Raw genomic sequence first — 20,879 nt, forward strand, 5'->3', positions numbered from 1 at the left:
GATGCACGGTTGCCAGAAGTCCGGCTAGTGCCTCTTGCTGGCAGAGGCCTTGCGTGTGGCGTCGATCAGAATGATGTCCGAAGCCTGCTCACCGCAAGCAATCCGTGCGTTCCTGATTTCGGTGATCTGTGCAAGCTTGTCGCCGAGATCGCCAAAATCCATCACGACGAATATCCCGAAATTCGTCTGCGAGGCATCGCGATAAATTTCGAGCTGGCGCGCGTAGCCGTGGCGCACCGTGCCGCTCGACCGCTTCATCTCGACCAGAACGCGGGCGGCGTAACCTTGCGAGAATTTGAAATCGACAGGACCGCCGCCCATGTTCGCTTCCGGCGATATGTCCACGTTGTTCGCCCTGCAATAGCAATCCGCTATGGCATAATAGATCAGCTGTGCGGCCCGTTCTTTCTTGGGCTTGTCGCCGATCCATAGCTCTTCCCACAGATTGCCGTTCTCAACATGATGACGGAAAACTTCTAGCGTATCATGGACGAGCCGTCTGATTTCTTCCGGCCCTGCTGCAAAATTATAGGCGGCTCCGGTCGAAAGACCGTCCATGCCCTTGGCGAACAGGGCGCGCAGTCTGTAGTAGCCGAGCGCATCGACGCTCTTGTCGTAGTACGCTGTGTGTTCCTTGACCGCATCAAGAAATGTCTGAAAATCCTCGGATGAGCCGAGCGCGGCCCGCCGCAGTGCATATTTCCGGTCCGAGATTGTCGGTCTTGCGATACCTGCCAGCATCGCATTGACCCGTGTGCGGATGCGCTCGTTCTCGCACGCAGCCGCCTCGATATCAGACCAGTCATTGGCGACGGGCAACTCCCGCACGATATCGGACGGCACGAGCAGTAGCGGCTTCGTCCGTCCGGCCCCATCCACGAAGGTCGGAAGGCGATGATCGCCGCTGACATCGGTCTCGGTGACAGGTATGCCCTGCGCCACGCAAAATTCTTCCGTCAGCGCTGCGAGTACGGGAAGGATAACCCGCGTAGTGAAATCACTGATCGTATCCGGCCCGATATCTTCCTCGAAGAATCCCATCAGCGAAATCATCTCGGGATCATCCGCGCCCAGCTCTATGATCTCGCTGGCCGTCCGCATCATCTTCTCGCGAATTTCATCCGGCCTTGAACTTCCGGAGCGACCGCTTCCGCCGTAGCCGAGCCCATTCTCCGGCGGCTCTTGCAGATCAAGCAGACGTCTTGCACCTTTCCATGCGGCGTCGCCCTCGGCACGGGATATCGCGAGCAGCCGTACGAAATCCGAGAAATGGGAGCGGAACATCCGGTGCGCGTTTTCGCGGATTGCTTGTGTTCCCGATTTCTCCAGAAGAACCGGATCGATAAACAGCTGCGTGTCAACATCAACGAACGGATCAATCAGCCCCGCAGCATCGAGGGAGTCAGGATCGATGCCGTGATATTGCGAGAACAGTAGGGGGTCCTTGATCTTCGCCATGGCTAAGTCCCCGTCAAATCGTATTCTTCCATACGGTCATAAAGGTCGATCATGTTGCCCGACTTGATCCGGAACTGACTCCGTTTCTTGGTTGTGGGGTTCGCGCTCGCTTCGTCTTCCAGCTTGATCCCTGGATCGTAATAGACATCACCCTTCGCAAGCGCGCCGACGAGGTGATTAAAGCTCGTTCCTTCGCCGAGCCGCACGATGGAGCCGTACCTGTATTCACGCTGCGGCACCTTTTTGACCTCGCCTGGCACATAAACAGCCTGCGCGTGCTTCTTGCTCCATATCCCCAGCAGAGCCGAAAAGCTCCACGACGCGGCTACGGTGGCCTTGTCATCCACCAGCAGCAGCGCGCCGTCAGCATCGGTGACTTTTCCTGTGTTGTGATCGTATCCGTCCAGAACGAGCGTCATACCCGTACCCTTATGCCGCTCATTGACACGGTGAACACCGCCGAAGTTCAGGCGATCAGCGCGTCCGCGCTTGTCCGCATAACCAAAGCGCCGAATAAACGACTCCACGCCTTCATCCCTGTAAACGCCGCCGGTCGGCTCCGGCGTCATCAGGGTGATGACCTTGGACGGCGGTACGCGGGCAAAGTTGCCGACCTGGTTTGCCTTGACTTCCCATCCCTCGAAATCCGGCTCCGCTCGTCCGTTGCGCGCAACGCCAAGCTCCGCTTCAAGCGTATAGCCGATGCAGTTCGAGGCTTTGCACGGAACAAGACTACCATCCGCGCGCAAGGCCTTTGATTCAATCCAGTCTTCGCGGTGAATACGCAGGAGCTGTTCCAGCAAGATATCGCGTGTACTCTTTGTTCGGACGGCTAGGGGGATACGCCGGAACACACCGACAACTTCCAGATCACCAAGGGCACGCAGGGCGCGAGCGAGCTTGCTGTCAGGCCCCGCGCACCAAGCTATGATCCGGCGGTCAAAAGTGATGCCGAAGAACAGAAGCCGCCCTGGCTGGCGGGTTGTCAGCAGCTCCGAGGGCGCGTTCCGCGCACCTTTAAGGAAACCGGAGAACCGCACTTCCGGATATTGCGGGTATAAGATCAATTTTGCATGCGGAGCGGGCGCGCTTGTACCGTCCGGTTGAAGCCATTCGAGCGGTAGCGCCGCCTTCATGATCCGGTTGCCGTCCTTGGTCTCGTCCACGTAAGGATCGGCCGAGGGCAGGATGTTCGTAACCTCCATGCTGCCCGACAGATAGGGCTGGTTTTTCGAATTATCGTTCGGAGCCAGCTCCTTGACCAAAAGGCGGTTCACCCCGAGTTCGGACATCATGCCGCGAAGTTGCTCCAGTGTCAGATCGGGTAACGCTTCCTTCAGTCTCGCCATGCTCTAGCCCGCCCCCCTGATTTCAAGGCTCCGGCAATCTCCCGCAAGCCATGCCGCAACTTCATCCAGTACGGCATCGAGAGATTTGCGGAACTTGCCCTTGAGCGCGCATTCCCAGATCACCAGACGCCGCCAGCCTTGTTCGCGCAGGGCAGCTTCTACTTCGGCATCGCGGGCGCGGTTGCGGTCGATCTTCTGCTGCCAGAATTCCGTGCGCGTCGAGGGCAACTTGAACAGGTGGCAGTCATGGCCGTGCCAGAAGCAGCCATGCACGAAGATCGCCGCACCGTAACGCCGCAGGAACAGGTCGGGCTTTCCTGGAACCGCAGGGGAATGCAGCCGGTAGCGATAGCCGCGCGCGTGGAGCGCTTTACGGATCATTAGCTCCGGCTTTGTGTCCTTGCCCCTGATACCGGACATCATCCGGCTACGCGTCTTGCTGTCTACGATATCAGGCAACGACCTTCTCTTCCTCCGCCGCAGCCTTTGCTTTCGGCGGCTCTGCGGTCCTGTCCGCTCCGGCTGCTCCGGTGATGAAGGGCTGCATGTGGCGAGCAACGGCCTCGACCACAGGCACGACAACGGCGTTGCCGAATTGTTTGTACGCCTGCGTGTCCGACACCGGAATCTTTACCGGCTTTCCGTCGCGGCCATCAAAGCCCATCAGGCGCGCGCATTCGCGCGGGGTCAGGCGGCGCGGGTTCTTGCGCGGCCCCTGACTGACCAGAATTTCAGAACCATCCTTGTAGTAGCGCGCCGAGAGCGTGCGGGCGGTATCATCCGGCCCGACAAGCCCGAAACCGAAGCCGTTACCGGCGGCGCGATGCTTTTCAGCGTAGCCCTGCAAATAGCCCCAAAGATGGTCGGAGAGGGTGTATTTATCGAGAACCTTCGCCTTCGGTCCTGCGGTGTAGCGAAGCTCGGCATCCTCGCTGCCGTCCTCTGGATGCAGGATGCTGCTCATCTTCGGGCCTTGGGCCGTATCGGGCAGCACAATATCATCCATCGAGAAGCCGTTGTTCTCTTGGAAACCGACGATGAATATCCGTTCACGGTGCTGCGGTACGAAAGACTTAGCGTCGATGATGCGGGTCTGGATGTGGTAGCCCAGCTCTTTCGACAGGGCGCGGCGGATCACCTCGAACGTGCGACCCTTGTCGTGGCTGACCAGATTTTTCACGTTTTCCAGCAAGAATGCCTTGGGGCGGTGATACTCGATTATACGGGCGACATCGAAGAAGAGCGTGCCCTGCGCATCGCACCGGAAGCCATGCAGGCGACCGAGCGAGTTTTTCTTCGACACCCCTGCAATTGAAAAGGGCTGGCAGGGGAAACCCGCCAGCAGAACGTCATGTTCGGGGATATCGCCGACCGGAACCGTAGTGATGTCACCGGCCACCTCATGGTCGCATTCGTGGTTCGCGAGGTAGGTCTCGACGCAGAAGCGGTCCCGCTCTGACGTGAACACGCACTTGCCGCCGATGGACTCGAAGCCCTTGCGCATCCCGCCGATCCCCGCGAACAGATCGATGAAGCGGAAGCTGCCCTGCGCGGGCGGTTTGCTCTTGGCAATTGCGCGCAGTGTCTCAAGCGCGGCCTTTCGCGGCGCGCTCTCGCCGGTCTCCCACCGGTAGATGGTACGCTCGCAGTAGCCCAGCTTCTCGACCGCCTGTGCGATGGAGTAGCCCGCTTCCTGCCTCAGTCTGGAAAATTCGTTCATGCTGCCCTCGTTTCTCTGGGAATCATTCTGACATGTTGTCAAAAGAACATCAAGAGAACATTAGCGATATCCTGGGGTTATCCCACACTTTGCCCCCCGATGCTGTGTTCGTTCTGAAGTAGCTGGACATGGTGCACCGCTTCGCGGTCGGGCTGTCGTGAACAGAGCCCGCCGATAGCGGTCTCTGCCCTGCGGCTTCCATCCCTTGCGCGTGCGGGCGCGCGTCAAAGCGCACCCTTCAGCAGTGCGCGGCTCTTATGGAGCCGCCCGGCTTTCTGCTTCGTTTCCGGGGACCTTCCGGCCCCATCCTCCGTCAAGACCAAGTCCTTCGCTATGGCTTCGGACACGGACCGGCGGTCTCCCCATCCTTCCTCGCTGACGCTCGTGCAGGACGGGCGATCCCCCTCCGCCGCCCGTGATCTTGACGGCCTCCCCCCGCTCATTGGCGCGGGCCTAGTCCGGTTGCATGCGCAACCGACTATCCAAAGAAGGAATAAGGACATGAAAACAGATGTTTATCAGAAAGTAACAAACAAGATCATTGCCGATCTGGAGCAAGGCGAGCTGTCATGGCTCAAGCCTTGGAGCAGCGGCAACCTTGAAAGCAAGATCACCAAGCCTCTGCGGCACAACGGGCTGCCCTACAACGGGATCAACGTGCTGATGCTCTGGGGCGCGAGTGTCGAGGCGGGATATCTCTCCCCGTACTGGATGACGTTCCGCCAAGCCAAAGAGATGGGCGCACATGTGCGCAAGGGCGAGCGGGGCAATCTGGTGGTCTACGCTAACACCATCACCAAGAGGGAAGAGCAGGACGACGGCAGCGAGGAAGAGCGCAAAATCCCGTTCATGAAGGGCTATAGCGTTTTCAACGTCGATCAGATCGAAGGCCTGCCCGAACATTACTACGCCAAGCCCGAGCCGATCATTGATCCTGCCTTGCGGATCGATCATGCGGAGGCGTTCTTCGCCGCCACGCTTGCTGACATCCGCCATGGCGGGAACAGCGCTCACTATGCGAACGGCAGCGATCATGTGCAGATGCCAGCATTCGAGACGTTCCGCAGCCCCGAGGCCTACTATGCCACGCTTGCCCACGAGCTGACCCACTGGACGAAGCACAAGAGCCGCCTTGACCGCGACTTTGGGCGCAAGCGCTGGGGCGATGAAGGCTACGCCCGCGAGGAACTGGTGGCCGAGCTGGGCGCGGCGTTCCTTTGCGCCGATCTGGAGCTGACCCCCGAGCCTGGCACTGACCACGCCGCCTATATCCAAAGCTGGCTGAAGGTCTTGAAGGACGACAAGCGCGCTATCTTTGCCGCCGCCGCCCATGCGCAGCGCGCTGCAGATTACTTGCACGGTTTGCAACCGGTGATCGAGGGGGAACAGACAGAAGGAGCCGCCGCCTAGGGCGGCTCCAACCCCGAAAATTTTCGGCTGACCTCACGGCCAGCCGAGCTGGTTCGAAAGTCTTCAGGCTTGCCGTCGACCTCTCCAAACCAGTACCCTCTACGAGGGATTGAGAGCAGACCATGGCAATAACAACAGAAGAATGTGAAGAACTAGAAGAAAAGAAGATATGCGCCGGGTGTATCGGCGAAGCTTATCTTTCCAATTGCGTCGAGCACGAAGGTGAAGAAGACGAGTGTTCGTATTGCAGCGAAGAGCTTGAATGTATCACGCTAGAGGAATTGGCAGATCGGGTCGAAGCCGCTTTTGAGACACATTATTCACGCACATCAGACGAACCTAACTCATATCAATACGCGATGCTCCGCGATAAGGAAATTGATTACGAATGGGATCGCGAAGGCCAGCAGACCGTTTATGCCATCGCGGATGCCGCCAATGTATCAGAAGAGATCGCCGAAGACATTCAGGCCATCCTGGAATTCCGTCATTATGATTTTGAGAATGCAAAGATGGGGATCGAGGATGAGTTTTCGTCCGATGCCCATTATGAAGAAATCATGCCCGGCGACCATGAATGGCAAGAGCAGTGGACGGAGTTTGTTCGCCTCATAAAGACCGAAGCTCGCTTTTTCAGCCGCACCGCCGCATCGCATTTGGGCGACCTCTTTGACCGGATCGATGAAATGCGCACCCTTGACGGGCGCTCGCTCGTCATGGACGTCGGACCCGATACCGAGCTGACCCATCTGTTCCGTGGGCGCGTGTTCCAGTCAGAACCGCCACTGCAAAAGGCGATGGAACGCCCCGATAAAGAGCTCGCAGCGCCACCGGCATGGGCGGCTGGCGCAGGCCGGATGAATGCACGCGGTATCTCGGCATTCTACGGGGCAACCGCCCCTGAAATCGTTCTGGCAGAAGTCCGTCCGCCTGTCGGAAGCTGGGTTGCCATGGCTCGCTTCGAAATCACGCGACCGCTGAGACTACTCGATCTAACGGCTCTGGCCGATGTTCATGAACGCGGTAGCATTTTCGATCCTGATTATGCCCATCGCTTGGGAAGAATGACGTTCTTAAGAACTCTTTCCAGACGCATGGCGCGTCCCGTGATGCCCGATGATCAGGAGATGGAGTATTTGCCGACGCAGGCCATTGCCGACTACCTGTCAACAGAAGGGCAAGTACCTCTTGATGGAATCCTGTTCCCCTCCGTTCAGGTCGGGGGCAACGGGGTGAACGCGGTTCTGTTCCATAAGTCATCGCGATGCGAAGAGTTAGACATACCCGAAGGCACCGAGATCAGTGCCCGTACATACACCAATTATGAGGATGGCCCGGAGCCTGACTTCCATGTTAGCGAAGAGGTCCCGCCCGCCGAAGGCGAGCCCGAAACGGAGGAGCGGGGGCCGGGGATTTTTGGACCTGTGTTGGGGGATTGGGACGAATGGTTCGATGCCGATCTTCGGGATGCGGCTTTGAGGATCGATGTTGAATCCTTGCGTGTGCATGAAGTGAACGCGGTCCAGATCGATACGAATAGTCATTCAGTGCGACGGCATCGCTTCGAAAAGCGCGATTACGGCTTTTGAGAATCGCGGCCAGCCTGACGGCTGACCGCTGGGCGGTTAGAGACCTGGCGCGCGCGCTGCCAGCTCATCTTCGATGTTGCGCATCGAAGCCAGCGCGTTGCGGCGCTCTTGGCTGCTGCGCGGGGCACTCGCAAAGGCGTTGAAAGCCTCGGCCAGAAGGCCATGCAATTCTGCAGTGCTGCGGGATGCCGCTTCAAAGCGTGAGACGAGTTTCATCGTTTCCTCCTTTTGCTTCAAGGAGGCCCCGAACCACTCAGGGCCTTTCGGCCCCGGCTCACACCATCATCGGCCCATGGAAGGCCTGATGGTTCGGGAGGTGAACTTGATCCTGCATACAGGTGGATGCGTAGATGAAGCTTCGATATCGATTTTAGGCGGTGAATACCGGCAGCGCTGGCGGGATAGGCGGCCTACAGGGTGAGGTCTGATATCAGCATTTGCGAAGGGCGCTTCCGTGCATCACCACGAGCGGCGCGGCTCCTGTTCCAGATGCTCTATCTCGAATGTAGGTGGCGAGCGGCGACAAGTGTTTCTCGCGGCTGGCCGTCAGGCTGGCGGGTTTTCTTCCCCCGTGCCGTTCGATCCCCTTCGTCTTTCCGTGCCCACTTGCAACTGATTGCCCGATTCCCTGGCCGAAGCGGCTCAGCCTTCAATGCTCTGCCCGCGCCAAAAATCCGTGTTGAACATGAAGCCTGATCCTTCGCTCCGGCCTGTCGGGAGGGCGTTAGCAAGTAGGCCCGAAAGACAAGGAGAAGACGATCATGGCACGCGAAAACACCAACCAGAACCACCCCCAAAACGCGCCGGACTATCTGGCCTGGCACGTCACCCAGAGAGGCGAGAAGGCCTATTGGAACAAGGTCGGAGCCGCATGGAAACACAAGGACGGGCGGGGCTACACGCTTCAGCTTGAGACCTGCCCGATCAATGGCCGCATTGTCCTGCGCCTGCCGCTGGAAGATGCTCCCGAAACCTCAAACGATGCGGGGCGCTCATGAGCGCCCCAGTCAAATCGCAGGAGTTCTTTGTTGATCCTGCCCGTCTTGCGTCTGGCAGATGGTGCCACACGCGAGACCGCCAGATCGGAGAAGGCGATATCAGCGCCTCGTACAGCGCCGACAAGATCGCCGAGGGCCGCGTCCGCTCACCCTTCAAATGGCAAAATGCCCTTTGGGTATCGGTCGGCGGCGCGTCCATCGGCAACCAGCGCGCGGTGCAAGCCTACCGCATCATAGAGCGCAAGTTCTTCAACGGCAGGGCGATCACCTACCACGAAAACGCCCGTATGAGCGCTGCTGCCCTTGGACGGCCAGAAGGCTTCTATCACGGCATGACCGTGAAATGGGGTAAGCTCGATTGCGTACTTGTAGGTCCCGCAGCCATCTTTCTTCCGTCAGAAGAAAAGGCAGCGCCCGAGCAGGCCGATATGTTTGACCTACTGTAGAATTCAGGAGCCTTCGTCCGAAGGCTCCACTTTCGCGAGTTTATCGGAGAGCGCCTGCAACTCGGCAATGAAACGGTCGAGCTGGTCTTTTGAGAGCGTTGTGCCGTAATAGCCATCGCAGAGCTCGCATATCCGCACGCCCTTGTGGGTCAACGCGATATCGATGACCGACGCGCCTTTTTCACCGAGACATTCAATAATCGTCCCGAATTCTTCTTCCAATATCTTGTGATGCCACTCGTAGTGCCCCGACATATTGTTCGTCATGCATCTTCCTTCCTGCTCTTAGCGACCATCCTAGCATCGAGGCAGCGGTCCGGCGTAGCCCTGTCGCCGCCCCATCCACATCATTCTTGGGAACATCGCCCCCGCTACCATCGCCTCTGGCACATGGCAGCCCCCAGCATCCCAGGCTTTTGACCTTTCGTTCCGGCTTCGTCCTTCCAGCAGATTTGCCGCTAACCCTGGCATGGCCGACTTGCCGATCAATGGGCTGCCCGCACCAGGCTTTGCCCCGTGTTGCCCATGAGCGCCTGCGTTTTTGTCCCTGCCGTTTCGGGAGCGTCCATCAGGACGAAACCCAAGAAACGAAAGGAAAAAGCAATGGGACTAGATATGTATGCGATGATTTCAGATGAGAGCTTCGAGCGCGAGGTCGATTTCAAGCCCGGTCAGGATGTGGGAGAGCTGCACTACTGGCGCAAGCATCCCAACCTCCACGGTTGGATGAAAACGCTCTACTTCGAGAAGGGCGGCGAGCAGCAGGACTTCAACTGCACGCCAGTCACCTTGACCGAAACTGATCTGGCAAGGCTGGAAGCCGACATCGAGGCGGGGAATTTACCGCCTACCGAAGGCTTCTTCTTCGGCGCGTCAGATGGATCGGAGGTCGAAGACGATCTGGCCTTCATCGCCAAAGCGCGTAAAGCTATCGTCGATGGTGATACCGTCTTCTACTACGCTTGGTGGTAAGCCAGCGTTAGCGCCGCCCAAGCTGGGCGGCGCTATTCAGGCATGTGATCCTCATCATCGTACCAATCATCGCGTTTCGCGCGCGGTTTGAACTCCAGCGCGAGCACGTCCGGCTTTTGTTTGTGCCGGGCGTGCGTCAGGCGGATGGCGAGGCGCACGGTGTCGTCCGCCGCCAGATGAAAATGTTGGCGCAGCTCATCGAGCTGACGCGCGTGCGCTTCGTCCAGATGAAGCATGAGTATGTGTCGCATGAATTTTCCTTTCAGATGCTAGAGGTTAAAATCAGGGCCAGACCCACGTGAGCGGTCTTGCCCACGGCTCCTGTCTTTCTTCGGGGTCTCAGGCTGTCTCGCGATATCGGCTTTCACCTTGGCCGTTGTCGTATGCCCGCGCTGCATCGAGAGATAAGCGCTCAGCTCAAGGTGCAGATCGGCGATATCCTTGCTTCGCTGATCGCGCATTTGCTTGACGGCGCGCTGGAGTTGCTGGCGCTCATCAAGCTGGCGGGACACCAGTCCATCGCGCTCAGCCTGATCCCGGCAATAGCATTGCCATGCATCCAGCTCGTTCTGCGTTCTGATCCGAGAGTATTTGCCCGTGATCCGGCTCCACAGGCCGCCCATGCCTTTCGGAAGGCGCGCTGCCCGCGCCGCCGTTTCCTGTTCCCAGCGGGCACGCTGCACCTCGTCCAGCGCTTTGCGCTCATCGCGGTGGCGCTCAACGATCTGGGTCCGCTTGAACTCAATGGAGGGATGTTTCCGGTGGTACGCCTTATTGATTTCAAGGGCGTATTTCTGAAGCTGCGCACTCATCCGCTTGGCTATCTCTTCGCGGCGCTCCTGCACACTTGGCAATTTGTCCACGCCCGGCAGCCGGTCTTTAACGTCCTTCGCCTTGACGCCCGACCAGCGGGCCAGCGCGTAGACTTCGCCCTGATAATCGAGCGCGACCACGCCGCGCCGATCACCGCGAGCGAGGAAGAAGCCCTTGTCTTCCAGAGCGGCTTTCAGGGTGTCGGCGTTGTCGGAAGACTGCCAGGCCTGTTTGAACATCGCCTTGACGAGCTGAGGGTCGGCCATCGCCCGCTTGGCTTGCTGCCATTCGGCGCGGCTGAAATTCAGCGGGTTGCGCAAGGCCTGATCGACAATGCCCTTGGGCATGTCCCAGCCATGCTGGAAATAGAGCTCTTTCGAGACCTCCATAAGGCGGCGCTTAAAGAATGGCAGGTTCTTTGCCGTCATGGTTTCGGAATCGATCCGCGACCAGACCGCATGCGCGTGCCGCCTGCCTTCCTTCTCATGGAAGACGATGGCGCGGGGATGCCCGTCCAGGCCAAGCTGCTGCTCGACCATTTCAATGGCCGTTTCGAAGTGCTCGACATCGACACGCTCGTCCTCCGGCGGATTCAGACTGAGCGAGAAAAGATGTTGCTGGCAGCGCGTGCCTTTGGCCACGGCCTGCGCTTCGAGCAAGGCGTCCAAGAGCTGCACATCGGAAACAAATCCGCGCAGCTCGTGCAGCTCGGCATGCTCATTATCCCGCTCGTTCATAAGATGGCGGGCGAGCTTGGCCGCGTTCCCGCGCTGTGAACCTTTCAGGATCATGGCTCACCCCCGTCGCTTATGCTGCCGAGCGCCCGCAGCAGTTCCTGCCGCATGGCCTTCACATCTTCACAGGCCTGACGAAGGTCAGCTTCTGTCTCGGGCGAGACGGGCAGCGAGCCACTGTTGGAAGCGCGCGCGAGCTGGTTCAGGTTGGAAGACAAGCGCGATGAGCCGAGCGCGCCCAGGACACGCCCGAGGGCTTCATGATCCTTGACCGGATAACGCCCACGCTTCTTGCGCGGCGCAGCATCATCCCCGAGCACTTGCTCGCGGATATACCGCCCCAGCGGCATGCTGCCTCGCAACATGTCCAGCTTGGCGCGCTCATCGAAGGTGAGGCGCAGCGAGAACGGCGGCGGATACTTGGGCCGCTGATCCTTGGCTAACTTATTGAAACGTCTATCTAAGGTGCTCATCGCCGCACCTCAGATCGCTTAGATCATAAGGTGCGAGATGGTGTTCCCATTCTTGGAGGACTTCGAACAGGCGGTTCGATTCCGCTCCTGTTGGGTCCACCATTGTTTGTCCCTCCCCGAAGGATCCTGACCGCGACGGTCCCGCAGACGCATACGCGTATGTTGGCCCCGGACTGGTGAACGTGCAGGCACAGACCTGTAAAATGACGCATATCGGTTCCGTATGCGCGCGGGCCGTTGTTAAATCCCGGCTTTTGCGGTCAAGCTGCTTCGCCGCGCCTTAGGGGTGTGCTAGGCGATCGCCAGACGTCACCGCAGGGACATGACATGGCCAAACCGTTCGACATCGTAGTGGTGGGGCAAGGCGGCCGCGTGGGGGTCGAGGCCGCGTTGTTCGCCGCCAGCCTGCGCAACGCCGTGCCGAACTTTCCCGGCCGCCTCATCGTGCTCGAGCCGCAGCCCGGTGGCGCATGGCACGGCGATCCGACGATGGCGCCCGAGCTGCGCGGCCTTCTGACCGACGAGCTGAACGCCGAGATCCGCCCGTTCGAGGCCCGTCATTTCGGCAGCCGCTATCCCTACGGCAACAAGATCGAGGGACTTCTGGTGCTGGACGCGGATGCGCCCTTCGTCTTCTTCGACAGCGACACGCTGGCGCATGGCCCGCTCGATCAGGTGAACTTCGATTTCGACCGTCCCGCCGCGTCGATGCGGCGCGAGGGGACTTGGCCCGAGCTAGAGCTGTATGGCCCGGGATATGCCGAGATCTGGACATCGCTCTACGACAAGTTCGGGCTGGACTTCGACAGCTCGCTGGATCCGTCCCAGCCCGACGAGTACTGGGAGCGGTACCTTTATTTTAACGCGGGCTGGTTCTTTCACCGCTCGGGCCCCGAATTCGGGCAACGGTTCCTCGACTACGCGCTGGCGATCCGCGACGATCCGCCCGAGGCCGCGGCGCTGCAATCCTTCGACCCCTGGCTCGACCAGGTGGCCCTGCCGCTGGTCATTCATTCATTCGGCGGGGGTCGGCCCGGGCCGGAGCTTTCGGGCCTCGATGGCGACATCACCACGCATTACCGCATGATGCCACTTCTCTATGCGCGCGAATGCGATCAGGCCGTCGCCGCGGCCGAAACCGCGATGGCCTCGAACAAGGTCAAGAAGGTCCTGAAGGAGCATGAGCCCTTCCAACGCTTCATCCTGCAAAACAAGGGCGCCAAGGCGCGCGGCATGTTCGACCGCGCAGACCTGCCCCGCCGCGAACAGGCGATCCGCAACCGGCTGAAGAACGCCAACCTGTGGATGCGTTGAGCAGGCTTTGACCCCGGCCGCCCCCGCGCGTAAGACGGCGCGCATGACTGACGACACCCTTCTGGAGGCCGCGCACCGCGTGCTGGAGACCGAGGCCCGGGGACTGGCCGCGCTGGCCGCCGCGATCCCCGCGGGCTTTGCCGCCGCCGTCCGGGCGATCCACGCCGCGCAAGGCCGGGTGATCGTGGCGGGCGTGGGCAAGTCGGGCCATGTGGGGCGCAAGATCGCGGCCACGCTGGCCTCGACCGGGACGCCCGCGCATTTCGTCCACCCGACCGAGGCCAGCCACGGCGACCTTGGCATGATCGGCGCGGGCGACCTGTGCCTTCTGCTGTCGAACTCGGGCGAGACGGCCGAGCTTGGCGACCTCATCGCCTATTGCCGCCGTTTCGGGCTGCCGATCGTCGCCGTCTCGGGGCGCGAGGGGTCGACCCTGATGCAAGCCGCAACGCACGGGCTGTGCCTGCCGCAGGTGCCCGAGGCCTGTCCGATGGGGCTGGCGCCGACCACATCCACCACGCTGATGCTGGCCCTGGGCGACGCGATGGCCGTGGCCCTGATGGAACTTCGGGGCTTCACCGCGGAAGGCTTCGGCGTCTTCCACCCGGGCGGCAAGCTGGGCGCGCAACTGGCCCGCGTGGCACAGTTGATGCATACCGGGGCCGAACTGCCGCGGGTTGCGAAGGACACACCCATGTCAGAGACCCTGATCGAGATGACGTCGAAGGGCCTCGGAATCGCCGCCGTTATCGACCCCGAGGGTCGTCTGGCCGGTGTCGTCACCGATGGCGACCTGCGCCGCAACATGGCCGACCTTCTGACCCGCACCGCGGGCGATGTCGCCAACCCCGCGCCCGTGACGCTAGGCCCCGACCGGCTTGCGGCAGAGGCGATGGCGCTGTTGCAAGCCAAGAAAATCTCGGTCCTCGTGGTCACCGACGACGACGCCCGCCCGGTGGGCATCCTGCATATCCACGACCTTCTGCGCGCCGGAGTCGCCTGATGAAAACCGCCATCCTGATCCCCGCCCGCTATGCCTCGACCCGCTATCCGGGCAAGCCACTGGCCGAGCTGACGCTGCCCGACGGGACGCGGAAATCCCTCATTCGCTTGACGTGGGAGGCCGCGCGCAAGGTCGCGGGCGCCCCGGAGGTCCACGTCTGCACCGACGACGACCGGATCGCCGACGCGGCGCGGGCGTTCGGCGCATCGGTCATCATGACGCCCGAAACCTGCCGCAACGGGACCGAACGCTGCGCGGCGGCGGTCGAGGTTGCGGGGCTGGACGCGGACGTCATCGTCAACCTGCAAGGCGACGCGCCCCTGACGCCGCCGTGGTTCGTCGAGGCGCTGATCGACGCGATGGCGGACGGCCCCGCGGTCGCCACCCCGGTGTTGCAATGCGATGCCACGACCTATGGCCACTTCGTCGAGGACCGGAAGGCCGGGCGCGTCGGCGGCACCACCGCCGTGTTCCGCCCCGACCGCACCGCGCTCTATTTCTCGAAAGAGGTGATCCCGTGGCTGGACCCGGCCAAGGTCGATCCCGCCAACATCCCCGTCTTCCACCATGTCGGAGTCTACGCCTACACCCGCGCCGCCTTGCAGGCCTATGGCACCCTGCCCGAAGGTACGCTGGAGCGTCTGGAAGGATTGGAACAGCTGCGCTTCATCGAGAACGGCTGGCCCGTCACCTGTGTCGAGGTCGAGGGCCGCGGCCGGGTGTTCTGGGAACTGAACAACCCCGGGGACGTGTCGCGCATCGAATCCGTCCTGCATGAGATCGAGGTCTGAGCATGTCCGTCACCATCCGCGATATCGAGATCGGGGACACCAACCCCATCGCCCTGATCACCGGCCCCTGTCAGCTGGAGTCGCTGGATCATGCGCGCATGATGGCGACCCGCATCGCCGAGGCCTGCGCGCCCACCGGTACACGCTTCATCTTCAAGGCCAGCTACGACAAGGCCAACCGATCCAGCCTGAAGACCGCGCGCGGGCTGGGGATGGAAGAAGGCCTGTCCATCCTGTCGAAGATCCGCGACGAGTTCGGCTGCCCCACCCTGACGGACGTGCACCTGCCCGACCACTGCGCCCCGGCGTCCGAGGCGTGCGACGTCATCCAGATCCCTGCGTTCCTGTGCCGTCAGACCGACCTTCTTCTGGCCGCCGGAGAGACGGGTGTCGCGATCAACGTCAAGAAGGGCCAGTTCCTGGCGCCCTGGGACATGGAGAACGTGGCGGCCAAGATCGCAAGCACCGGCAACGAGCGCATCATGCTCTGCGACCGGGGCACGTCCTTCGGGTACAACACGCTGGTGTCGGACTTTCGCGGACTGCCGATCATGGCGCGCACCGGGTATCCGGTCGTCTTCGACGCGACCCATTCGGTCCAGCAGCCCGGCGGGCAAGGCACGACAAGCGGCGGCCAGCGCGAGTTCGCGCCGGTGCTGGCCCGCGCGGCCTGCGCGGTGGGGGTGTCGGCCCTGTTTATCGAGACGCACGAAGATCCCGACAACGCACCGTCGGACGGGCCGAACATGATCCCCGTGGACCAGATGGCGGACCTGATCGGGACTCTGCGCAAGATCGACGACTTGATGAAGGGCCGCTGATCCGGCCCACCGCGCGGCGCGTTCATCTCGCCTTCACGGTGCACTGTCAGAACCCGCCCCGCGCGCAGATGGAAAGACAGCGATCCCGGGAGGGGTCGGTCGGTTTGGCACCCGACCGATTCTGACCGACAGGGATCACCGGTGAGACCGAACGGCCGGGGGTGACGCCCCGTCCCGACATCGCGACCAACCCGGCGGCGCCGCCACCTTCCCATCACACCCGAACGGACCAGAGCCCGGCACCGATGACGGTGTGCCCGGGCCCTTCGTGCGGCAGGATTCTCGGAACGAAAATCTTCCCCATTACCCACAGAAAAAGCAGGAGGCGCACCAAACTTGCGGTGCACCAGCTTCACGGACGGAGCTGCCCTCTGCGCGTTCTTTACATGCAATGTGAAACGTACGTTTTGCCTTGTCGGTCATGGATACCGAAAGAATCTTGCCATGGACATGACGACCAAACTCACCGCCGCGGCCGAGCGGCTCTTCGATCGGCACGGCTACATGGCCACCGGCATGGACCGGCTGACCGCTGCCGCGGGGATGTCGAGCCGGACGCTCTACAAGCATGCCGGGAGCAAAGCGCAGCTCATGGCGCGCGTGCTGACGGAGCGGGACCGGCGCTTCATGGCCCGGCTCGAGGTGCAGAGCGTCGACGCGCTGTTCGAAGCGCTTGAAGACTGGGTGTTGGTCGAGGGCACGCGGGGCTGCCTGTTCCTGCGATCCCTCGCGGAAACCGGGGGCGACACGCCCGAGATCGCCGAGGCCGTCGCGATGCACAAGGCGGCGTTTCGTCAACGGATCGAGGAGGTCGTCGCAGCAGACCTCGGACACCAAGACCCGGTCCTGGCCGAGCGGGTCCTGGTTCTCCTCGAGGGGCGACCCACGCGGCGGTCTACAGGGGCGCAGACGCCGTGTCCGCAGCACGGGGGGCGGCGGCCATCTTGATCGAGAGGGCACGAACTTGAGCCCCGCCCTTCGCATCGGCGCGACAGGCTTCGACCTGATCGCAGTCTGCTACACGGATTCGCCCGCTTCGCCTTCGGACTGTTCCTGCCGCAGATCGACGGCGATCTGGGGCTCGGCCCATCGCTCAGCGGGATCATCTCCGGCAGCTCGTTCGCTGCCTACTGCGTCGCGATCGTCGCTTCGGCGGTCCTGACCGAGCGGATCGGCGCGCGGGCGTTGCCGTGGGGGCGGCCAGCGTCGCCGGCGCCGGCATGCCCGGGATCGCCCTCGCACCATCGCCGCTGATCCTCGCCATCGCCGTGGTGGTGGCGGGTTCGAGCACAGGCCTCGCCTCCCCGCCCATGGCCGCCGCCGTGGCAGCCGCGGTCCGCAAAAGTCGGCAGGATCTCACGAATACGGTGATCAATGCCGGGAGGCAGCCCAGAAGATTGGCTGATTTGCCCTAGCTGGAAGCGACTACGTTATGGCGTAGCCGGGGCCTTCGCGAGGCAAGCAGGCCAAGCATTTCCGAAAGCCCTGCTTTTTCTCGTGGATAATAGGGAAAAGCTATTCCCCGGACAGCTTGCGCAGTCGCGCGATCAGCGACGACGTATCCCAGCGCCCGCCACCCATGGACTGCACGTCCTTGTAGAACTGATCGACCAGCGCGGTGACGGGCAGCGGCGCGCCGATCTCGTCCCCGGTGGCCAGGCAGATGCCCAGATCCTTGCGCATCCAATCGGTGGCGAAGCCGTGGTCGAACTGGCCGTCCAGCATCGTCTCGTACCGGTTCTCCATCTGCCACGACCCTGCGGCGCCCTGGCTGATGACCTCGACCACCGCGCGGCCGTCCAGCCCCGCCTTCTCGGCGAAATGCAGCGCTTCGGACAGGCCCTGAACCAGCCCCGCGATGGCGATCTGGTTGCACATCTTGGTGGTCTGGCCCGCGCCGGTCTCACCGATGCGACGGCAGATCTTGGCGTAGCACTCCATCACCGGCAGGGCGCGGTCGAACGCCTCCTGCGGCCCGCCGCACATGATCGACAGCGCCCCCTTCTCGGCCCCTGCCTGACCGCCCGAGATCGGCGCGTCCACGAAAGCCGCACCCTTCTCGCCTGCCGCTTCGGCAAGCTCGCGCGTGACCATGGCAGACACGGTCGTGTGATCGACGAAGATGGCGCCCTCGGACAGGCCTTGAAACGCGCCGTCCGGGCCGGTGCAGATCCCGCGCAGGTCGTCGTCGTTGCCGACGCAGGTGAATACGAATTCGGCCCCTTCGGCGGCGGCGGCGGCAGGCGTGTCGGCGCGCTTTCCCTGGTGCTTGGCGACCCAGTCGTCGGCCTTGGCGGAGGTGCGGTTGTAGACGGTCACGTCGTGGCCCGCGGCCTTCAGATGCCCGGCCATGGGAAAGCCCATCACGCCCAATCCCAAAAATGCTACCGCCGCCATGCCTTCACCTCGCCTGTCCGTTTGTCTAAGCACGGGTTTAACCTTGTCCCGTGGCCGGTCAACCGGCGTCCCGTTCCCTGAGGTGCCGATGCTGTTCTTGTTCCGCTGGCTGGTGCGTGTGTTTACCGGTCTTGCCGTGCTGGCGGCGGTCGTTCTTCTGGTGGGCTACTGGTTCCTGTCGCGCAGCGCGCCCGACTACGACGATACATTGACAGTTGACGGCGTCACGGGCCCGGTCGAGATCGTGCGCAATACCGCCAACGTCCCCCACATCTTCGGCGAGACGGACGAGGACGTGTTCTTCGGCCTGGGCTTTGCCCACGCGCAGGACCGGCTGTGGCAGATGACGCTGCTGCGCCGCACCGCACAGGGCCGACTGTCCGAGATCTTCGGCAGCCGCACCGCCCGCACGGACGAGCTTCTGCGGCGCCTTGACCTTTACAACCTCGCCGCCGACTCGGTCGAGGTGCAGGATGCCGATACGACAGCCGCCTTGCGCGCCTATGCCGACGGTGTGAACGCATGGGTGTCCGAGGTGAACGCAGGCGCGCTTGGTCGCGGCGCGCCGGAATTCTGGCTGTTCTCGCCCGAGATCGCGCCATGGACCCCCGCCGACAGCCTGGCGATCATCAAGCTGCTGGGCCTGCAACTCTCGGCCCACGTGACCGAGGAGGTGCTGCGCGCGCGGGTCTCGCTTGCGCTGGACGACGACGCGCGTCTTGAGGACATCATGCCCGAGGCGCCCGGAAACGGGATCGCGGCGCTGCCTTCCTATGCGTCGCTGGTCCCTGGGGCGGAGGCGGTGCGCCACGCGTCGCTGGACACCGGGCCGGAGCCGGCCCTGTCACCGCTGGCCCCGCGCGGCTTCGGCGGCGCATCGAACGCATGGGCCGCGGCGCCGGACCGGGCGGCCACCGGTGGCACGCTTCTGGCCAACGATCCGCATCTGGGCTTCACCGCCCCCGCCATCTGGTACCTCGCCCGGGTCGAGCTGGAATCGGGCGGCGTCATCGGCGGCACCGTGCCCGGGATGCCCATCGTGCTGGTGGGCCGGTCGGACCGGATCGGCTGGGGGCTGACATCGTCTTATGCCGACGACCAGGACGTCCATATCGAGCGTCTGAACCCCGAGAATTCCTCGGAAGTGCTGACCCCGGACGGGTTCAAGCCGATGCGCACGCGCACCTCGATCGTCCGGATCAAGGATGCCGCCGACCTGACCTTGACCCTGCGCTGGACCGAAAACGGCCCCGTCCTGCCCGGGCGGCACTGGGATCTGGGTACGATCACCCCGCCGGGGCACGTGGCGTCGATCGCGTGGACGGCACTGAGCCCGGTCGACACCTCGATGAGCGCGGCGCTGGCGCTGATGAAGTCAGGCTCGGTCGACGAGGCGATCGAGGTCTCCGAAGGGTTCATGGCGCCGTCGCAGAACCTGACGGTCGTGGATGGCGAAACCATCGCGATGAAGGTGATCGGCGCCCTGCCCCGCCGCCGCGACGATCACCAGTCGAAGGGCCGTCTGCCGACCCCCGGCTGGATCGAGGCGAACCGCTGGGACGGGATGCTGCCCTATGCCACGAACCCCGAATTCGTGGCACCCGAGGGGGGGATCCTTGGCAATACCAACAACAAGGTCATCGACCGCCCCTTCCCGATGCACATGTCCTATCACTGGGGCGACACCCAGCGCGTCCAGCGCTGGCGCCGCCTGATGCAGGGCCGGGAGGTGCATACCCGCGAAAGCTTCATGGAGGCGCAGCTCGACACCGTCAGCTATACCGCGCGTTCCCTTCTGCCGCTGGTCGGGGCCGAGCTGTGGTTCTCGGGCGAGGCCGCGCCCGAGGGCACGCCCGAACGCCTGCGCCAGCGCGCGCTGGAGCTTCTGGCCAGCTGGAACGGCGAGATGAACGAACATCTGCCCGAACCGCTGATCTATGCCGCGTGGATGCGCGCGTTGCAGGACCGGCTGATCAACGACGACCTCGGCCCGCTGGCCGACGAGTTCACCCATGTCGAGCCCCTGTTCATCGAACGCGTGTTCCGCGATGTGGGCGGGGCTGCGGCGTGGTGCGACGTGCAGCAATCCGCGCGTGAGGAAACCTGCCCCGAGATGGCGCGCCTGGCGCTGGACGACGCGCTGGTCTGGATCACCGAACGTTACGGCCAGGGCCTGGAATCGCTGCGCTGGGGCAATGCGCACGAAGCGGTGCACGAGCATCCGGTGCTGGGCACCACGCCCGGGCTGGGCTGGCTGGTCAACATTCGGCAATCCACCAGCGGCGGCGACAACACGCTTCTGCGCGGCCGGACCAAGGGCACGATGCCCGACCCGTTCCTGAACGTGCATGGCGCGGGCTATCGCGGGATATACGATTTCGCGGATCCTGAATCCTCGGTTTTCATCATCTCGACCGGGCAATCGGGCCATCCGCTCTCGCGCCATTACGACGACCTCAGCGAGCTGTGGCGGCGCGGCGAATACATTCCGATGACGCTGGACCCCGACCTCGCCCGTGCGGGGGCGACGGGTGTGACGGTCCTTCTTCCCGAGGAAACGGAAGAAGACCGGGCGGCCGAGATCGAGTGAC

General features: G+C 62.5%; 21 protein-coding genes. 11 read left to right on the forward strand and 10 right to left on the reverse strand.

Annotated elements, in window-relative coordinates; translation table 11 throughout:
• Positions 1-24 precede the first annotated feature (24 nt).
• From PAA8504_RS02965 to dcm, 4 genes are read right to left on the reverse strand one after another with little or no spacing between them, the layout of a single operon-like run.
• Positions 25-1,458, reverse strand: coding sequence for a DUF8370 family protein (locus PAA8504_RS02965; protein ID WP_108892642.1), 1,434 nt, complete (start codon positions 1,456-1,458; stop codon positions 25-27).
• A 2-nt stretch (positions 1,459-1,460) separates the two neighbouring features.
• Complete coding sequence (locus PAA8504_RS02970; protein WP_219928890.1) at positions 1,461-2,807, reverse strand: MvaI/BcnI family restriction endonuclease; 1,347 nt, start codon at positions 2,805-2,807, stop codon at positions 1,461-1,463.
• 3 nt (positions 2,808-2,810) lie between these two features.
• Positions 2,811-3,266, reverse strand: a complete 456-nt coding sequence (locus PAA8504_RS02975; RefSeq protein WP_108892643.1) for a very short patch repair endonuclease — start codon at positions 3,264-3,266, stop codon at positions 2,811-2,813.
• On the reverse strand, positions 3,259-4,527 hold the full coding sequence (gene dcm, locus PAA8504_RS02980; protein ID WP_108892644.1) for a DNA (cytosine-5-)-methyltransferase: 1,269 nt from the start codon (positions 4,525-4,527) through the stop codon (positions 3,259-3,261). The genes PAA8504_RS02975 and dcm overlap by 8 nt, the downstream gene beginning before the upstream one ends.
• A 501-nt stretch (positions 4,528-5,028) precedes the next feature.
• On the opposite strand from dcm, the gene PAA8504_RS02985 reads away from it, so the two are divergent.
• Together PAA8504_RS02985 and PAA8504_RS02990 are read left to right on the forward strand one after the other, a co-directional pair.
• A complete protein-coding gene (locus PAA8504_RS02985) occupies positions 5,029-5,937 on the forward strand; it encodes an ArdC family protein (RefSeq protein ID WP_108892645.1) in 909 nt (302 codons plus the stop codon).
• 122 nt (positions 5,938-6,059) lie between these two features.
• Entirely contained in the window at positions 6,060-7,526 is a 1,467-nt protein-coding gene (locus PAA8504_RS02990) for an RES family NAD+ phosphorylase (RefSeq protein ID WP_219928891.1), read from the forward strand.
• Between the two features lie 36 nt (positions 7,527-7,562).
• Here PAA8504_RS02990 and PAA8504_RS02995 read toward each other — a convergent pair whose 3' ends face one another.
• Positions 7,563-7,742, reverse strand: a complete 180-nt coding sequence (locus tag PAA8504_RS02995) for a hypothetical protein (protein ID WP_043846432.1) — start codon at positions 7,740-7,742, stop codon at positions 7,563-7,565.
• A gap of 545 nt (positions 7,743-8,287) precedes the next feature.
• On the opposite strand from PAA8504_RS02995, the gene PAA8504_RS03000 reads away from it, so the two are divergent.
• Both PAA8504_RS03000 and PAA8504_RS03005 read left to right on the forward strand, forming a co-directional pair.
• Positions 8,288-8,524 carry a hypothetical protein gene (locus PAA8504_RS03000; RefSeq protein WP_108892646.1) on the forward strand — a complete coding sequence of 79 codons (237 nt, stop codon included), beginning with the start codon at positions 8,288-8,290 and terminating at the stop codon, positions 8,522-8,524.
• Entirely contained in the window at positions 8,521-8,970 is a 450-nt protein-coding gene (locus PAA8504_RS03005; protein ID WP_108892647.1) for a hypothetical protein, read from the forward strand. Before PAA8504_RS03000 ends, PAA8504_RS03005 begins: the two co-directional genes overlap by 4 nt.
• A 3-nt stretch (positions 8,971-8,973) precedes the next feature.
• Here PAA8504_RS03005 and PAA8504_RS03010 read toward each other — a convergent pair whose 3' ends face one another.
• Positions 8,974-9,237, reverse strand: a complete 264-nt coding sequence (locus PAA8504_RS03010) for a hypothetical protein (RefSeq protein WP_108892648.1) — start codon at positions 9,235-9,237, stop codon at positions 8,974-8,976.
• Positions 9,238-9,573: 336 nt separating this feature from the next.
• Here PAA8504_RS03010 and PAA8504_RS03015 point away from each other — a divergent pair, with 336 nt between their 5' ends.
• Positions 9,574-9,942, forward strand: a complete 369-nt coding sequence (locus PAA8504_RS03015) for a phosphoglycerate kinase (RefSeq protein ID WP_108892649.1) — start codon at positions 9,574-9,576, stop codon at positions 9,940-9,942.
• Positions 9,943-9,974: 32 nt separating this feature from the next.
• Here the strand turns inward: PAA8504_RS03015 and PAA8504_RS03020 are convergent, their stop codons facing one another.
• The 3 genes from PAA8504_RS03020 to PAA8504_RS03030 are packed head-to-tail and all read right to left on the reverse strand — an operon-like array spanning position 9,975 to position 11,962.
• Entirely contained in the window at positions 9,975-10,178 is a 204-nt protein-coding gene (locus tag PAA8504_RS03020; protein WP_043846442.1) for a hypothetical protein, read from the reverse strand.
• A 33-nt stretch (positions 10,179-10,211) separates the two neighbouring features.
• Entirely contained in the window at positions 10,212-11,546 is a 1,335-nt protein-coding gene (locus tag PAA8504_RS03025; protein ID WP_108892650.1) for a relaxase/mobilization nuclease domain-containing protein, read from the reverse strand.
• Positions 11,543-11,962 (reverse strand): hypothetical protein, encoded by a 420-nt coding sequence (locus tag PAA8504_RS03030; RefSeq protein WP_108892651.1) that lies wholly within the window; start codon positions 11,960-11,962, stop codon positions 11,543-11,545. Before PAA8504_RS03030 ends, PAA8504_RS03025 begins: the two co-directional genes overlap by 4 nt.
• Positions 11,963-12,289: 327 nt before the next feature.
• On the opposite strand from PAA8504_RS03030, the gene PAA8504_RS03035 reads away from it, so the two are divergent.
• From PAA8504_RS03035 to PAA8504_RS03055, 5 genes are all read left to right on the forward strand, one after another.
• Positions 12,290-13,276, forward strand: a complete 987-nt coding sequence (locus PAA8504_RS03035) for a GT-B fold glycosyltransferase domain-containing protein (RefSeq protein ID WP_108892652.1) — start codon at positions 12,290-12,292, stop codon at positions 13,274-13,276.
• Between the two features lie 43 nt (positions 13,277-13,319).
• Entirely contained in the window at positions 13,320-14,279 is a 960-nt protein-coding gene (locus PAA8504_RS03040; RefSeq protein ID WP_108892653.1) for a KpsF/GutQ family sugar-phosphate isomerase, read from the forward strand.
• Positions 14,279-15,070, forward strand: a complete 792-nt coding sequence (locus PAA8504_RS03045) for a 3-deoxy-manno-octulosonate cytidylyltransferase (RefSeq protein WP_108892654.1) — start codon at positions 14,279-14,281, stop codon at positions 15,068-15,070. Before PAA8504_RS03040 ends, PAA8504_RS03045 begins: the two co-directional genes overlap by 1 nt.
• A 2-nt stretch (positions 15,071-15,072) precedes the next feature.
• Positions 15,073-15,891: a 3-deoxy-8-phosphooctulonate synthase gene (kdsA, locus tag PAA8504_RS03050; protein WP_108892655.1), complete on the forward strand. Its 819-nt coding sequence runs from the start codon at positions 15,073-15,075 to the stop codon at positions 15,889-15,891.
• A 444-nt stretch (positions 15,892-16,335) separates the two neighbouring features.
• Entirely contained in the window at positions 16,336-16,839 is a 504-nt protein-coding gene (locus PAA8504_RS03055) for a TetR/AcrR family transcriptional regulator (protein ID WP_245897498.1), read from the forward strand.
• Positions 16,840-17,406: 567 nt separating this feature from the next.
• On the opposite strand, the gene PAA8504_RS03065 is transcribed toward PAA8504_RS03055, so the two are convergent.
• The gene (locus tag PAA8504_RS03065) at positions 17,407-18,288 is read right to left on the reverse strand and encodes an NAD(P)-dependent oxidoreductase (RefSeq protein ID WP_108892656.1); all 882 of its coding nucleotides are present in this window, start codon (positions 18,286-18,288) and stop codon (positions 17,407-17,409) included.
• Positions 18,289-18,376: 88 nt separating this feature from the next.
• On the opposite strand from PAA8504_RS03065, the gene PAA8504_RS03070 reads away from it, so the two are divergent.
• Positions 18,377-20,878 (forward strand): penicillin acylase family protein, encoded by a 2,502-nt coding sequence (locus tag PAA8504_RS03070; protein WP_108892657.1) that lies wholly within the window; start codon positions 18,377-18,379, stop codon positions 20,876-20,878.
• Position 20,879 lies beyond the last annotated feature (1 nt).

Origin of the sequence: Palleronia abyssalis, from assembly GCF_900302445.1 — a bacterium.
Taxonomy (GTDB): Bacteria; Pseudomonadota; Alphaproteobacteria; order Rhodobacterales; family Rhodobacteraceae; genus Palleronia; species Palleronia abyssalis.

Excerpts from the sequence above, each read along its gene's own strand:
- PAA8504_RS02990 (WP_219928891.1), top strand. The coding sequence starts at position 6,060 with ATGGCAATAACAACAGAAGAATGTGAAGAACTAGAAGAAAAGAAGATA.
- PAA8504_RS03040 (WP_108892653.1), top strand. The coding sequence starts at position 13,320 with ATGACTGACGACACCCTTCTGGAGGCCGCGCACCGCGTGCTGGAGACC.
- PAA8504_RS03055 (WP_245897498.1), top strand. The coding sequence starts at position 16,336 with ATGGACATGACGACCAAACTCACCGCCGCGGCCGAGCGGCTCTTCGAT.
- PAA8504_RS03000 (WP_108892646.1), top strand. The coding sequence starts at position 8,288 with ATGGCACGCGAAAACACCAACCAGAACCACCCCCAAAACGCGCCGGAC.
- kdsA (WP_108892655.1), top strand. The coding sequence starts at position 15,073 with ATGTCCGTCACCATCCGCGATATCGAGATCGGGGACACCAACCCCATC.
- dcm (WP_108892644.1), bottom strand. The coding sequence starts at position 4,527 with ATGAACGAATTTTCCAGACTGAGGCAGGAAGCGGGCTACTCCATCGCA.
- PAA8504_RS03070 (WP_108892657.1), top strand. The coding sequence starts at position 18,377 with ATGCTGTTCTTGTTCCGCTGGCTGGTGCGTGTGTTTACCGGTCTTGCC.
- PAA8504_RS03065 (WP_108892656.1), bottom strand. The coding sequence starts at position 18,288 with ATGGCGGCGGTAGCATTTTTGGGATTGGGCGTGATGGGCTTTCCCATG.
- PAA8504_RS02995 (WP_043846432.1), bottom strand. The coding sequence starts at position 7,742 with ATGAAACTCGTCTCACGCTTTGAAGCGGCATCCCGCAGCACTGCAGAA.
- PAA8504_RS02985 (WP_108892645.1), top strand. The coding sequence starts at position 5,029 with ATGAAAACAGATGTTTATCAGAAAGTAACAAACAAGATCATTGCCGAT.
- PAA8504_RS03020 (WP_043846442.1), bottom strand. The coding sequence starts at position 10,178 with ATGCTTCATCTGGACGAAGCGCACGCGCGTCAGCTCGATGAGCTGCGC.
- PAA8504_RS03015 (WP_108892649.1), top strand. The coding sequence starts at position 9,574 with ATGGGACTAGATATGTATGCGATGATTTCAGATGAGAGCTTCGAGCGC.
- PAA8504_RS03045 (WP_108892654.1), top strand. The coding sequence starts at position 14,279 with ATGAAAACCGCCATCCTGATCCCCGCCCGCTATGCCTCGACCCGCTAT.
- PAA8504_RS02965 (WP_108892642.1), bottom strand. The coding sequence starts at position 1,458 with ATGGCGAAGATCAAGGACCCCCTACTGTTCTCGCAATATCACGGCATC.
- PAA8504_RS02970 (WP_219928890.1), bottom strand. The coding sequence starts at position 2,807 with ATGGCGAGACTGAAGGAAGCGTTACCCGATCTGACACTGGAGCAACTT.
- PAA8504_RS03035 (WP_108892652.1), top strand. The coding sequence starts at position 12,290 with ATGGCCAAACCGTTCGACATCGTAGTGGTGGGGCAAGGCGGCCGCGTG.
- PAA8504_RS03005 (WP_108892647.1), top strand. The coding sequence starts at position 8,521 with ATGAGCGCCCCAGTCAAATCGCAGGAGTTCTTTGTTGATCCTGCCCGT.
- PAA8504_RS03025 (WP_108892650.1), bottom strand. The coding sequence starts at position 11,546 with ATGATCCTGAAAGGTTCACAGCGCGGGAACGCGGCCAAGCTCGCCCGC.
- PAA8504_RS03010 (WP_108892648.1), bottom strand. The coding sequence starts at position 9,237 with ATGACGAACAATATGTCGGGGCACTACGAGTGGCATCACAAGATATTG.
- PAA8504_RS03030 (WP_108892651.1), bottom strand. The coding sequence starts at position 11,962 with ATGAGCACCTTAGATAGACGTTTCAATAAGTTAGCCAAGGATCAGCGG.